Below are 13,161 nucleotides of genomic sequence, written 5' to 3'. Positions count from 1 at the left end.
AAGCATTCTTTCAGGGAGAGTAACCATGGCAAAGGCAAAGAGCATCTCGCCGGCTATGCGCCGCACGACGGGCGAGAAAGTCTACAACGTCATCAACATAGCGGTGCTGTCGCTGTTCGCGCTGATCTGCACCTACCCGTTCTACTACCTCATCATCAACTCGCTGTCGAACAACGCGGCCAGCGCCGCCGGCGAGGTGACGTGGTGGATCCAGGGACTGCACTGGGACAACTACAAGACGGTCCTCAGCCTCGACGGCCTGGCCCAGGCGGCGTGGATTTCGGTGGCCCGTACCGTCATCGGCACCGTGCTCACCGTCCTCGCGTCGGCCTACCTCGGCTTCATGTTCACGCAGCAGAAGATGTGGCACCGCTCGTTCTGGTACCGCTTCGTGGTCATCACGATGTACTTCAACGCAGGCCTGATCCCGATGTTCATCACGATGAAGAACCTCGGGCTGACGAACAACTTCTGGGTGTACGTGCTGCCGGCCATCGTGCAGCCGTTCAACATCATCCTCGTGAAGACCTACATCGAGTCGATTCCGGCGTCGCTGCAGGAAGCCGCCGAAGTGGACGGGGCCGGCACGTTCACGGTGTTCTGGCGGATCGTGCTGCCGATGTGCACGCCGATCCTCGCCACCGTCGCGATCTTCTCGGCCGTCAACCAGTGGAACTCCTTCCAGGACACGCTGGTCTACATGACCGATTCGAAGCTGTACTCGCTGCAGTACCTGCTGTACACCTACATCAACCAGGCGTCGTCGATCGCCAACTCGGTGAAGGCGGGCGGCTCGGTGGTGGCGCTGGCGAACGCCGCGACGCCGACGGCCATCCGCATGACCGTGTCGGTCATCGTCGTGCTGCCGATCATGTTCATCTATCCGTTCTTCCAGCGCTTCTTCGTCAAGGGCATGATGCTCGGCGCAGTCAAGGGCTGATCGCAAAAGCCGTCCGGCAGCCGCCGATGGGGCGCCCGGACGGCATGCACCAGGTTTCACGGCCGCCGATGGCAGCCGCATAAGGAGAAACAAGGAGGTTTCCTCACCATGGAAATCAAGAAGAAGATCATCGCCGGCCTGTCCGCCGGACTCGCCGCGGCGATGATGTTTTCCGTCGCTGCCTGCGGCAGCGACTCGGCTAGCGACGACAGCCCCGACGACGGCAGCCTAATGACCGTCGACGTCTTCGACTCGCTGGCGAACTACCAGGGCGTGCAGAAGGGGTGGTTCGCCAAGATCGTCAAGGACAAGTTCAACATCGAGCTCAACATCATCGCCCCGAACGTAGCCGGCGGCGGCGATACGCTGTTCGATACCCGCTCGGCAGCCGGCAACCTCGGCGACCTCATCATCACCGGCACCGGCAACGGGCGCCTGCAGAAGCTCGTCAAGGCCAACCTGATTACCGACATGACTCCTTATTACGACGAGATGACGAACGTCAAGGAATACCAGTCGGCCGTCGACTACGTCACGAAGGAAGCCGGCAAGGACGGCGTGTGGGGCGTGCCCCAGGGCGTGTCGAACCAGTCGCCGACGAAGACCTCCGACGGCGTCGAGCCGACCGCGGCCCCGTACATCCGCTGGGACTACTACAAGGAAATCGGCTATCCGGAAATCAACGACCTCGACGACTTCCTCGACGTGCTCAAGCAGATGCAGGACCAGGCCCGCAAGGACACCGGCGACAACGACATCTACGCGATTTCGCTGTTCAAGGACTGGGACGGCGACCTGATGCAGAACGCGCAGGCGGCCGTGCAGTGGTTCGGCTGGGCGACGCAGAACTCGGTGCTGATCAAGGCCGACGGTTCCAAGGTCGAGGCGGCCTCCGCCACGGACTCCGAATACGAGCAGATCATCGAGTTCTTCAACAAGGCCGAGCGCATGGGCCTGGTCGACCCCGAATCCACCACGCAGGACTGGGATTCGCTGTCCACGAAGGTGACCAACGGCAAGGTGCTGATGAGCATCTGGAGCTGGCTGGGCAAGCCGCGCATGAACTCCAACGACAACCAGGAGAAGGGCGTCGGCTTCATGCTCGCCCCGCTCAAGACGATGGACGTGTACTCCCCGGGCTTCCAGCCGGAAGGCGACGGCTCGACGATCATCGCCATCGGCTCCAAGGCCAAGAACAAGGAACGCCTGGCCAAGTTCGTCGACTGGCTGTATTCGCCTGAAGGCGTCTACGCCTCCGCCTCCAACTCCGGCGGCGCGGCATGCCCGAAGGACATGTGCTGGACGCTCAACGATGATGGAGAGCCGCAGCTCAACGAATTCGGCGAAAAGGCCATGTTCGACTCCGACGGCCTCGAAGTGCCCGCGGAATACGGCGGCGGCTCCTACAACGACGGCATCTCCACGCTGAACTTCAAGGCCGTGGCGCAGAACGACATCGACCCGAGCACGAAGTCCGCGTTCAACCCGCAGCTGTGGGCCACCCAGCTCGCCAAGCAGACCGCGCTGCAGAAGGACTGGTCCGACCATATGGGCGGCGCCAAGACCGACATCGAGTACCTCGAGAACAACAACCAGCTCGCCGTGGCGCCAGGCGCCACCTACACCGCGCCGGAAGAGGACTCCCAGATCTCGACGCTGCGCTCCTCCATCAAGACGGAGATCGTCAACGCTTCCTGGCAGGCCCTGATGGCCACCAGCGACGCCGACTTCGACTCCATCTGGAAGAACATGCAGGACCAGATCCAAGGCCTCGGCTACGACCAGGTCCTCAAGGTGGACGAAAACAACGCCAACGCGCTGATCAAGGCGCGCCAGGAAATCGTCAAGCAGTACGAGGACAAGGACAAGTAAAACCAGTTGGCGCCAATGAACGAGGGCGCCACGTAACGGCAGCCGGCTAGCCGGCTGCCTATCCAACGGCTCCGGGATGCCCATGTGCATCGGCCCATCCCGGAGCCGCGTTTCCAAAACGGATGGAGGTGCGCGATGGGCGCAACGCAAGCAGCACAGGCGTCGAACGCGGCAGCAAACGCGGCAGCTGCGGTAGACGCGGTCATCGCGGCTGGCCCCTACACAGCCGACTGGGCCTCGCTGGCGGATTTCAACCCGCCGCGCTGGTTTGCCGACGCGAAGTTCGGCATCTTCATCCACTGGGGGCTGTTCACCGTGCCGGAATACCGCAACGAGTGGTATCCGCGCAACATGTACATTCCCGGCAAGCCTGAGTTCGAGCATCACCGGGCCGTCTACGGCGACCAGCGCGAGCACGGCTACGCAAGCCTCATCGAACGGTTCACGGCGCCGCGCTTCGACGCCGGCGAGTGGATGGACGCCGTCGCCGCCAGCGGCGCGCGCTACGTCGTGCCGGTGGCGGAACACCACGACGGATTCCAGATGTACGCGAGCGCAATCTCGAAGTACAACGCTGCCGCGATGGGGCCCAAACGCGACGTGCTGGGCGAACTGAAGGCGGCGGCCGAGGCGCGCGGGCTGCATTTCGGCGCCTCGAACCACCGCGCCGAGCATTGGTGGTTCCTCGGGCACGGGCGCACGTTCGATTCGGACGTGCGCGAGCCGCTCGCCAGGGGCGACTTCTACTGGCCGAGCGTGACGCCGGAACCGAACGAATTCGACATCGCCAGCCAGCCGGAGCCGAGCCGCGAGTTCCTGGACGACTGGCTGGAACGCAACGTGGAAATCGTGGACAACTACGCTCCCGAACTCGTCTATTTCGACTGGTGGGTGCAGCACCGCGCGTTCAAGCCATACCTCAAGCGGTTCGCCGCGTACTACTACGACCGGGCGGCGCAGCGGGGGAGCGCGGCCGCAATCTGCTACAAATACGACGCGATGGCGTGGGGCAGCGGCATTCCGGACGTCGAGCGCGGCGGGTTCGCCGGCGCCGTGCCGTTCTGCTGGCAGACCGACACCGCCGTCGCCCGCAACTCGTGGTGCCATACCGGCACGCTCGACTACAAAACGCTGCCGGAGCTCGTCGCGACGCTCGTCGACACGGTGGCGAAGAACGGCAATCTGCTGCTCAACATCGGGCCGAAAGCCGACGGTTCGCTGGCGGCCGGCGACGTTGCGCTGCTCGACGGCATCGGCGCATGGCTGCGCGCGAACGGCGAGGGAATCTACGGCACGAAGCCGTGGCGGATCTGCGGCGAGGGGCCGGCGCTCGGCGCGGCCGCCGGCGCGTTCAGCGACGCCGCGGCGCCGGAGTATACGGCGGCGGACTGGCGGTTCACGGCGCGCGGCGGCGCAATCTATGCGTTCTGCCTGAACCCGGCTGGATGGAGCCAGCGTGCGCCGCTCGTCATCCGCACGTTCGCCGCGTTCGATGGCAGCTCGCAGCCGCAATTCAACGGCGTCGTGCGCAACGTGGCGCTGCTGGGGTGCGGGGCGGCCGACGGCGGCGTGCGCTGGGAACGCACGAGGGAAGGGCTTGAGATTTTCCCGCCGCGTTCGGCGGGGACAGACGGCCCGGTACCGGTGGGTTTCCGCATTGAACTGGGATGACGCTGGGGCGACCCCGAGGCGACCCTGAGACGACGAAAGGAGATTTCGATGACGATGATCAGCGACGCGAACGTCCGGAAGGCGAAGGAGCTTGCCGGGCAGCTCACGCTCGACGAGAAGATCGGCATGGTGCACGGCGCCGGGCTCTTCCGGACCGAAGGCGTGCCGCGCCTAGGCATTCCGCCGTTCCGGTTCGACGACGGGCCGATGGGCGTGCGGGCGGAACTGGAGAACGACAGCTGGGCGACCGTGTACAACAGCCGCGACTACGTAACGTACCTGCCGAGCGGGTCGGCCGTCGCCTCGACGTGGAACCCGCGGCTCGCGCGCGAAGCCGGGCGGGTGCTCGGGCAGGAAGCGCGCGGGCGCGGTAAGGACATGATCCTCGGGCCGTCGATCAACATCAAGCGCTCGCCGCTGTGCGGACGCAACTTCGAATACATGAGCGAGGACCCGGTGCTGACGGCCGCGATGGCGGCGCCGTTCGTCGAAGGCGTGCAGGAAAGCGACGTGTCCGCGTGCCCGAAGCATTTCGCGGCGAACAGCCAGGAAACGGACCGGCTGGAAGTCGATGAAACGATTTCGCAGCGGGCGCTGCGGGAAATCTATTTGCCGGCGTTCAAGGCCGTCGTCGAACGGGCGGGGACGCTGTCGGTGATGGGCGCGTACAACCTGATTAACGGAACGCAATGCTGCGAAGACGCATGGCTGCTCGACGACATGCTGCGCGGCGAGTGGGGCTTCCGAGGGTTCGTGGTGTCCGATTGGAGCGCGGTGAAGAACACCGAGCGTTCGGCCAGCGTCGGGCTCGATTGCGAGATGGGCGTGACCGCCAATTTCGACGAGTACTATTTCGCGCAGCCGCTCAAGGAAGCGGTGCTCGAAGGGCGCGTGCCGGAAGCGGCGGTGACGGCGAAGGCGGAGCATATCCTCGCCGTCATGGATGCGCTGCATATGCTGCCGGTGGGTGGCGAAGACGCCGGGAACGGCGAAGTCACTGGGGACGGTGAAGGCACCGGGAACGCGGATGCTGGTGGCGACGATGCAGTGGCGTTTGCGTATCCGCCGCGCAAGTCCGGATGCTACGCGACGCTGGGGCATGCCGCTTCGGCGCTGGACGTGGCACGCGAATCGATCGTGCTGCTCAAGAACGACGCCGGAACGCTGCCGCTGAACGAAACGGCGACGAAGCGGCTGCTCGTCATCGGGGCGAACGCGGACCGAACGCATTCGAACGGCGGCGGGTCGGCGGTCGTCAAGGCCGTGCATGAAATCACGCCGATCCTCGGGCTCAACGGCATGCTGGGCGGCAACGTCCATATCGACTATGCGCCGGGCTACTACGCCAAGCAGGTCGAGCAGGATGCCGCATGGCAGGAGGAGAGTCTTGAGAACTCCGAGCGCGAGGCCGTCGACGCCGAGCGCGAGGCGCAGCGGCTGCATGACGAGGCGGTCGGGCTGGCGCGCGCATACGCGGCCAGCGGCGACCCGATCGTATTCATCGGCGGCCTCGACCACGACTTCGACATCGAGGGGCGCGACCGCGAATCGATGGAGCTGCCGTACGGGCAGGATGCGCTGATCGGCGAGCTGCTCGATATCGCGCCGGACATGGTCGTCGTGCTCGTTGCGGGCTCGCCGGTGGAAATGCCGTGGGCCGGCCGGGTTCGCACGCTGGTATGGAACTGGTACAACGGGGCCGAAAGCGGCACGGCGCTCGCCGAAACGCTGTTCGAGCGCGTGGCTCCCAGCGGGCATCTGCCGGAGACGTTCCCCGTGAAACTCTCCGATTCGCCGGCGCATTGCGTCGGCACGTTCGGGCCCGGAAAGCATGTCGACTATGCGGAGGACATCTTCGTTGGCTACCGGTATTTCGAGACCGAGGGCGTGCCGGTGCGCTTCTGCTTCGGGCACGGGCTGACCTATACGACGTTCGACTATGCCGACCTCGACGTGCGGGCGGTGGGTGACGATCTGCGTTTCATGTTCCACGTGAAAAACGTGGGGGAGCACGGCGGGTTCGCCGTGCCGCAGGTGTATGTCGGACTGCTCGATACCGGCGAAGAGCGGCCTAGCAAGGAGCTCAAAGGCTTCGCGAAGGTGTGGCTCGAACCTGGCGAGACGCGGCAGGTGGATATCGATGTGCCGGCAGCCGACGTGCTGCGGTACTGGAGCGAGAGGCAAGGAGGATGGTCTTCGGCTTCGCAGGCGAACGTATTCGTCGGCGAATCGGTGGGCGACATCCGCCTGGAAAAGGAATATAAGGAGTTAGGATGAAGTTTTTGAATGGCGGATGGCTGGTGAAGGACGGCTATTCGGTGAAGTATGCGGCGAATGTGTACGCTGCGGATGTCGACGAAGCGAACGGGACGCTGACGCTGTACTGTCCGTTCGGGTCGCCGATTTACAACGCCGGGATGACGCTGGACGGCGGGATCCTGACGATTGAAATCTCAAGCCCTCGGGAAAACGTCATCGCGACGCGGCTCGTCAATTTCAAGAAGGACCGTTCCCATTGTCCGGCGTTCCAGCTCAACGGTACGCAGCCGGCGGTGGAAATCTCGGAAAATGACCAGGAATGGGCGTTCCGTTCCGGCAAGACGACGCTGCACGTCGCCAAAGGCGAGCAGATCGACTTCCGCTACGAATACGACGGCGCGACGATCGCGCACTCCGGATGGCGCGCGAAGGGGCTGGTAGACGACCCCGACGGGCGGCTGCACGTCACCGAACAGCTGGACCTCGGCGTCGGCGAGAAAATCTATGGCCTGGGCGAGCGGTTCACGAACTTCGTGAAGAACGGGCAGTCGGTGGAAATCTGGAACGAGGACGGCGGAACCGGCACCGAGCAGGCGTACAAGAACGTGCCGTTCTACATGTCGAACCGCAACTACGGACTGTTCGTCGATACCCCCGGCCGCGTGGAATTCGAGATCGGCTCCGAAAAGGTCAGCCGCGTGCAGTTCTCCGTGCCGGGCGAGGAGATGACGTACATGGTCATCGGCGGCGCGTCGATGAAGGAGATTCTCGGAACCTATACGGCGCTGACCGGCCGCGCGCCGCTCGTGCCGGACTGGAGCTACGGGCTGTGGCTGTCGACGTCGTTTACGACCGACTACGACGAGCAGACGGTGCTTGATTTCGTCGACGGGATGGCGGAACGCAACATTCCGCTGTCGGTGTTCCATTTCGACTGCCGCTGGATGAAGGAACTCGAGTGGTGCAATTTCGAATGGGATGCCGACAAATTCCCCGATCCGGAAGGGCTGCTCAAGAAACTGCACGAGCGCGGCCTGAAGAACTGCGTGTGGATCAACTCGTACATCGGGCAGAAGTCGCCGCTGTTCGAAGAGGGCGCGCGGAACGGCTATTTCATCAAGCGCAAGTCCGACGGGTCCGTATGGCAGTGGGACAAGTGGCAGGCCGGCATGGCGATCGTCGACTTCACGAACCCCGCGGCAGTCGAGTGGTACCAGGGGTACCTTCGCAAGCTGGTCGAGATGGGCGTCGACTGCTTCAAGACCGACTTCGGCGAGCGCATTCCGGTCGACGACGTCGAGTATTACGACGGGTCCGACCCGGAGCTGATGCACAACTACTACACGCTGCTGTACAACAAGGCCGTCTATGACGTGCTGGTGGAGACCAAGGGCGAGGACGAGGCGATCCTGTTCGCGCGGTCCGCAACCGTCGGCGGCCAGCAGTACCCGGTGCACTGGGGCGGCGACTGCTCGAGCAACTATCCGTCGATGGCGGAGTCGCTGCGCGCGGGGCTGTCGTTCGGCATGTCCGGCTTCGGCTACTGGAGCCACGACATCGCCGGGTTCGAGGACCAGGCGACGCCGGACCTGTACAAGCGATGGACGCAGTTCGGGCTGCTGAGCTCGCATTCCCGGTACCACGGGTCGACGGCGTACAAGGTGCCGTGGCTGTACGGCGACGAGGCGGTGGACGTGTGCCGCGAGTTCGTCGAGCTCAAGGCGTCGCTGGTGCCGTACTTGAAGCGCATGGCCGTGCAGACGCATGAAACCGGCCTGCCGATGATGCGTGCGATGGTGCTGGAATTCCAGGGCGACCGGACGTGCGAGGACATCGATACGCAGTACATGCTCGGCTCCGACATCCTGGTCGCGCCGGTGTTCGACCCGGACGGGGTGGCGAGCTTCTACGTGCCGGACGCCCCGGAAGCGCCAGGGCAGCCGTGGCGCAACCTCATCACCGGCGTCGACTACGAACCCGGCCGCTGGTACACGGAACGCTACGACTACCACACGCTGCCGGTGCTCGTGCGGCCGGGGACGGATCCGCTGGCCGCGTGAGCCGCAGATAACCGGGTGATGCGGTTCCCGCCGGGGAACCGCTGGCGGAGAGATGACGGCAGGGCGGCGCGGGGACGATGCTTGCGCCGCCTTTGCCGAAAATCTCAAGGAAACTGACGAAGGAGTCATGACGATGGAACGGATGCTGTTTGGCGGGGACTACAACCCCGAACAGTGGCCCGAGGATACGTGGGAGCACGACATCGAGCTGCTGGAACAGGCGCATATCAACGAAGCGACGATCAACGTCTTTTCGTGGGGGCTGCTGCAGCCGGGGGTGCCGGGTGAGGGCACGTACGATTTCACGATGCTCGACCGCATCGTCGCGCTGCTGCAAAAGCACGGCTTCTCCATCGTCATGGCGACGTCGACGGCGGCGGTGCCGGCGTGGATGGCCACCCGCTATCCGGAAGTTATGCGTACGGGCGTCGACGGCACCCACCAGGCGTTCGGCGGCCGGCACAACTTCTGCCCGAACAGCCCCGTCTACCGGCGGTTTGCGAAGGCGCTCGCCGGCCGGCTGGCCGAGCGCTACGCGGGAACCGAGGGGCTCGTCGCCTGGCACGTCAACAACGAATACGGCAACGGCGGCGGCTACTGCTACTGCGAAATCTGCGCCCGCGAATTCCGGGGGTGGCTGCAGCGCAAGTACGGGTCGCTGCCGGCGCTCAACCGCGCATGGTGCACGAATTTCTGGAGCCATACGATTTCCGATTGGGACGAGATCATTCCGCCGGTGACGTACGGCGACGGCATCGGCACCGACAAATGCGTCATTTCGGGGCTGCAGATGGATTACCGGCGCTTCCAGAACGACTCGATGCTCGGCTGCTTCACGATGGAGCGGGACGCCATCCGCGAATTCGACGCCACGACGCCGATCACGACGAATCTGATGGGAACGTTCAAGGACCTCGACTATTTCTCGTGGGGCCGCGAGATGGACGTCGTCAGCTGGGACAACTATCCGGGGATGGATACGCCGGCGAGCTTCACTGCGATGGTCCACGACCTGATGCGCGGGGTGGGCGGCGGCAAGCCGTTCATGCTGATGGAGCAGACGCCGAACCAGCAGAACTGGTTCCCGTACTGCAAGGTGAAGGCGCCCGGTGAGATCGCGGCGTTGAGCTGGCAGGCGATTGCGCACGGCGCCGACACCGTGCAGTTCTTCCAGCTCAAGCAGTCGATTGGCGGCTGCGAACGGTTCCACGGCGCCGTCATCGGGCACGACGACTCCGACCGGTCGCGTACGTTCCGCGAGGTCGCCGCGCTCGGTGCGTCGCTTGATGGGAACACGGCGGAACGCTTCATCGGCGCGACGACGCAGGCGGACGTGGCGATCATGTTCGACTGGGACAGCTACTGGTCGCTGGAAGGGTGCGTCGGGCCGACGCAGGGGCTTTCGTACCCGCAGGAAGTGCACCGCTTCTACCGGGCGTTCTGGGAGCGCAACGTCCCCGTTGATTTCATCCCGTCGACAGCCGGCGACGACGTGCTTGCACAATACAAGATTGTCGTTGCGCCGACGTTGATCCTCATCAAGCCGGGCGTGGCCGACACGCTCGAACGGTACGTGCGCGGCGGCGGCCGGTTCGTCACCGGGTACATGAGCGGCATCCACAACGAGTTCGACCTGGTCATCGAAGGCGGGTATCCGGGGCCGCTGCGGCCGCTTGTGGGCGCGTGGGTGGAGGAAATCGACGCGCTTGCGCCGGACGAAACGGTGCCGGTGACGGTTGCGCAGCCGGCGACCGGCTCGGGCGCCGGAACCGATTCGCACGGTGGTGACGGTCGCGCGGCTTGCGGTGCCGAAGCCGCCAATCTTGAAGTTTCCGGTTCGATCGTCGCCTCGCTGATGCAGCTGGAAGGCGCCGAGCCGCTGGCAGCGTACGGCGGCGACGGCTTCTACGCCGGTTCGCCGGCGGCTACCGTGCACCGGGTCGGCGATGGCGAATCTTATTTCATTGGAACCGCGCTCGACGATGCCGGCATGGACGCGCTGCTCGGGCGCGTCATCGCCGCCGCCGGCGTAGCGACGGTGCCGTCGGAAGCCGGAGTTGAGATTTCGCGGCGGCGCCTGGCTGACGGAACCGACGGAACCATCGTCGTCAATACGACGGCGCAGCCGAAGCAGTGCGTCGACCCAGCCACCGGCGCCCCCGCAACGCTGCAACCCTACGAGGTACGCGTAGCGTTCCAGTGAGGAGGCGATTGTTGGAAACTGGTGTTTGCTAACCGCTAGAGGGTGGGTATTCGAAGAGACGCAGCCTCATACGTGGTCGTATCATGGTAGGACCGGCATACGCATTGGAAAGGAAAACAGCCATGGAGATTACTGCTTCAGGTCGCTCTTCTTCGCTGGTTTTCCGGCGCAGGAATCTGGAATTGGCGCTCCATTCGAATGAAATGGAAGGCGGCCATGCCAGCCACGCTTTTATGCAGGATGCCCATGAATACGTGAACGGTCGCATTGATGCGCATGAGCTGCTTCGCCGCACCCAGTTGCGATACGGGGCGGCGACGCGCTCATGACCACCGAATTCCCCGACCCCTACCTCATCCCCGGAACCCAGGTCCTGCGCAACGTGCTTGGCGAAACGGACCAGGCGCGGCTCATGGAGATGGAAAACGATCTTTCCATGGCGCGCATGATGATGTTCAGGGAACACCTGCCAGCTGCTGAAGGAACGGTTGCCCAGCTGCAGCATATCCACTGGTTTCTGTTTCAGGATGTGTATGCGTGGGCGGGGGAATTGCGGACAATCAATATAGAAAAGGGTGGTTCGCTCTTCTTCCCGGTAGAACGATTCGGCATGTGCATTCAGTATTGCGAAAAGACGCTGCAAGACGATAACCTGCTAGTTGGCTTAGACCGTGATGCGTTCGTCCGTCGCCTTGCCGTGAACTACGATAACTTCAATGTGCTGCATCCCTTCAGGGAAGGCAATGGCCGGGCGCAGCGTTTGTTCTGGGACGTGGTGGCTGCTGGCGCTGGCTGGCAATTGGATTGGTCTATGGTAACGGGACGAGAAAATGACGAGGCCAGCTATGAAGCTATGCATACGAGTGGGTATGGGAAGCTGGAACGGTTGCTAGACAGAATCGTAAAGCCACTGAATGGTCCCTTGGAGCGTGGAGCTTTCATTTCCTGTGGAGACGTTTTGAGCAACGCGCGTATGGCTGAAGCCTATAGCCCCCAGGAGTATGCAGCTTTGGAACGCCGATACACTCTTCCCTCTGGCGAGAATGATACATAAAGTTGAAAGATTGTGCTTTGATAGTCAGCGTTGCAGGAAAAGCAATACCTTAGAAAACTACCGATAGCGGCGCAGAACAACGGATAGCAGCGAGGTGGCAATAGCCATGAAAACAAAGGGAACCGGCCGACAGGCGACGCATGTGCTGGCGTTTGAAATCGGCACGAATTTCACGCGGTATGCGCTGTTTACCGACGGACGCATCGGCATTCCCGGCACGATCGCCACCCCTACTGAATCGCTGGACGCGTTCTACGATGCGCTTGTGGAGATTGTGCGCCGCCAGCGCGTGCCGCTTGACGGCATTGCGTTCTCGATGCCCGGCTTCATCGACACGAAGAAGCAGGAGGCGATTACCGCCGGCGCCCTGGCGTTGCTGTACAGGCAGCGCGTGGGCGAGGAGCTTGCAGCGCGGCTGGAAGCGGAAGGGATTGCCGGCGCTGATCCCGATGGCGGCCGGATCCCGACGTGGATTGAGAACGATGCCAACTGCGCTGCAATGGCGGAGAAAATGAGCGGCAACGCCGTCAAGCTCGATGACTTCGTGCTGCTGACAATCGATACCGGCCTGGGCGGCGCGCTGTTTCTCGACGGCAAGATCCGGCGCGGCAAGGACTGGCGTGCTGGCGAAGTCGGCATGATGGTTACCAATTACGGGCAGACCGGCATGCTGCCGCTGCACGACTACGTGTCGACGATCCGCCTCTCGGAAGACTATGCCGCCGCGTTTGGCGAACCGGCCGGCAACGTGCTGCCCAGCACATTGTTCCAGCATCTTGACGATCCGCGGGTCAAGGAAATCGTCGAGAACTGGGTCAACTACATCGCCGTTGGCGTATTCAACGTCGTGGCGATTTTCGACCCCGAAGCGGTGCTGATCGGCGGCGGCATCAGCCGTGAGCCGCAGCTCATTCCGATGCTGGAGAAGGCGCTGGCCTCCAACAAGAACTGGAAGGACTTCAAAACGTCGATCCGTCGCTGCCGCCACTCCGGCAACGCCGGCCTCATCGGCGCCTACTACGCCTTCGCTACCGAAGTCCTCCGCCCCGACGCCAAGTAGGGATTCCGCAGCCGGCGACATTTCGCGGGAGGCGGGGCGCGG

9 protein-coding genes are annotated in these 13,161 nt (G+C 63.6%); all 9 read left to right on the top strand.

Annotated features, from left to right (window positions below; translation table 11 throughout):
• The first annotated feature begins 25 nt into the window (after nt 1-25).
• The 9 genes from AC1AXT_RS08240 (at nt 26) to AC1AXT_RS08200 (ending at nt 13,119) form a co-directional block, all read left to right on the top strand.
• A complete protein-coding gene (locus AC1AXT_RS08240; protein ID WP_476542051.1) occupies nt 26-940 on the top strand; it encodes a carbohydrate ABC transporter permease in 915 nt (304 codons plus the stop codon).
• 108 nt (nt 941-1,048) lie between these two features.
• A complete protein-coding gene (locus AC1AXT_RS08235) occupies nt 1,049-2,812 on the top strand; it encodes an extracellular solute-binding protein (RefSeq protein WP_476542049.1) in 1,764 nt (587 codons plus the stop codon).
• Nucleotides 2,813-2,947: 135 nt separating this feature from the next.
• Complete coding sequence (locus tag AC1AXT_RS08230; protein ID WP_476542048.1) at nt 2,948-4,483, top strand: alpha-L-fucosidase; 1,536 nt, start codon at nt 2,948-2,950, stop codon at nt 4,481-4,483.
• A 48-nt stretch (nt 4,484-4,531) separates the two neighbouring features.
• Nucleotides 4,532-6,760, top strand: coding sequence for a beta-glucosidase (locus tag AC1AXT_RS08225; protein WP_476542046.1), 2,229 nt, complete (start codon nt 4,532-4,534; stop codon nt 6,758-6,760).
• Nucleotides 6,757-8,802 carry an alpha-xylosidase gene (yicI, locus tag AC1AXT_RS08220; protein WP_476542044.1) on the top strand — a complete coding sequence of 682 codons (2,046 nt, stop codon included), beginning with the start codon at nt 6,757-6,759 and terminating at the stop codon, nt 8,800-8,802. Before AC1AXT_RS08225 ends, yicI begins: the two co-directional genes overlap by 4 nt.
• A gap of 127 nt (nt 8,803-8,929) precedes the next feature.
• On the top strand, nt 8,930-11,005 hold the full coding sequence (locus tag AC1AXT_RS08215; protein WP_476542042.1) for a beta-galactosidase: 2,076 nt from the start codon (nt 8,930-8,932) through the stop codon (nt 11,003-11,005).
• A 122-nt stretch (nt 11,006-11,127) separates the two neighbouring features.
• Nucleotides 11,128-11,334 (top strand): antitoxin VbhA family protein, encoded by a 207-nt coding sequence (locus tag AC1AXT_RS08210; RefSeq protein WP_476542041.1) that lies wholly within the window; start codon nt 11,128-11,130, stop codon nt 11,332-11,334.
• A complete protein-coding gene (locus AC1AXT_RS08205) occupies nt 11,331-12,059 on the top strand; it encodes a Fic/DOC family protein (protein WP_476542039.1) in 729 nt (242 codons plus the stop codon). Before AC1AXT_RS08210 ends, AC1AXT_RS08205 begins: the two co-directional genes overlap by 4 nt.
• Before the next feature lie 106 nt (nt 12,060-12,165).
• Nucleotides 12,166-13,119 (top strand): ROK family protein, encoded by a 954-nt coding sequence (locus AC1AXT_RS08200; protein ID WP_476542038.1) that lies wholly within the window; start codon nt 12,166-12,168, stop codon nt 13,117-13,119.
• Nucleotides 13,120-13,161: the final 42 nt, after the last annotated feature.

This window comes from Bifidobacterium sp. LH_450 (assembly GCF_056356715.1).
Note: the sequence above shows the minus strand (reverse complement) of the source record. Positions and strands in the feature narration are given on the sequence as shown.

Coding starts and splice junctions, on each gene's coding strand:
- AC1AXT_RS08215 (WP_476542042.1), top strand. CDS start 8,930: ATGACGATGGAACGGATGCTGTTTGGCGGGGACTACAACCCCGAACAG.
- AC1AXT_RS08235 (WP_476542049.1), top strand. CDS start 1,049: ATGGAAATCAAGAAGAAGATCATCGCCGGCCTGTCCGCCGGACTCGCC.
- AC1AXT_RS08230 (WP_476542048.1), top strand. CDS start 2,948: ATGGGCGCAACGCAAGCAGCACAGGCGTCGAACGCGGCAGCAAACGCG.
- AC1AXT_RS08210 (WP_476542041.1), top strand. CDS start 11,128: ATGGAGATTACTGCTTCAGGTCGCTCTTCTTCGCTGGTTTTCCGGCGC.
- AC1AXT_RS08240 (WP_476542051.1), top strand. CDS start 26: ATGGCAAAGGCAAAGAGCATCTCGCCGGCTATGCGCCGCACGACGGGC.
- AC1AXT_RS08205 (WP_476542039.1), top strand. CDS start 11,331: ATGACCACCGAATTCCCCGACCCCTACCTCATCCCCGGAACCCAGGTC.
- yicI (WP_476542044.1), top strand. CDS start 6,757: ATGAAGTTTTTGAATGGCGGATGGCTGGTGAAGGACGGCTATTCGGTG.
- AC1AXT_RS08200 (WP_476542038.1), top strand. CDS start 12,166: ATGAAAACAAAGGGAACCGGCCGACAGGCGACGCATGTGCTGGCGTTT.
- AC1AXT_RS08225 (WP_476542046.1), top strand. CDS start 4,532: ATGACGATGATCAGCGACGCGAACGTCCGGAAGGCGAAGGAGCTTGCC.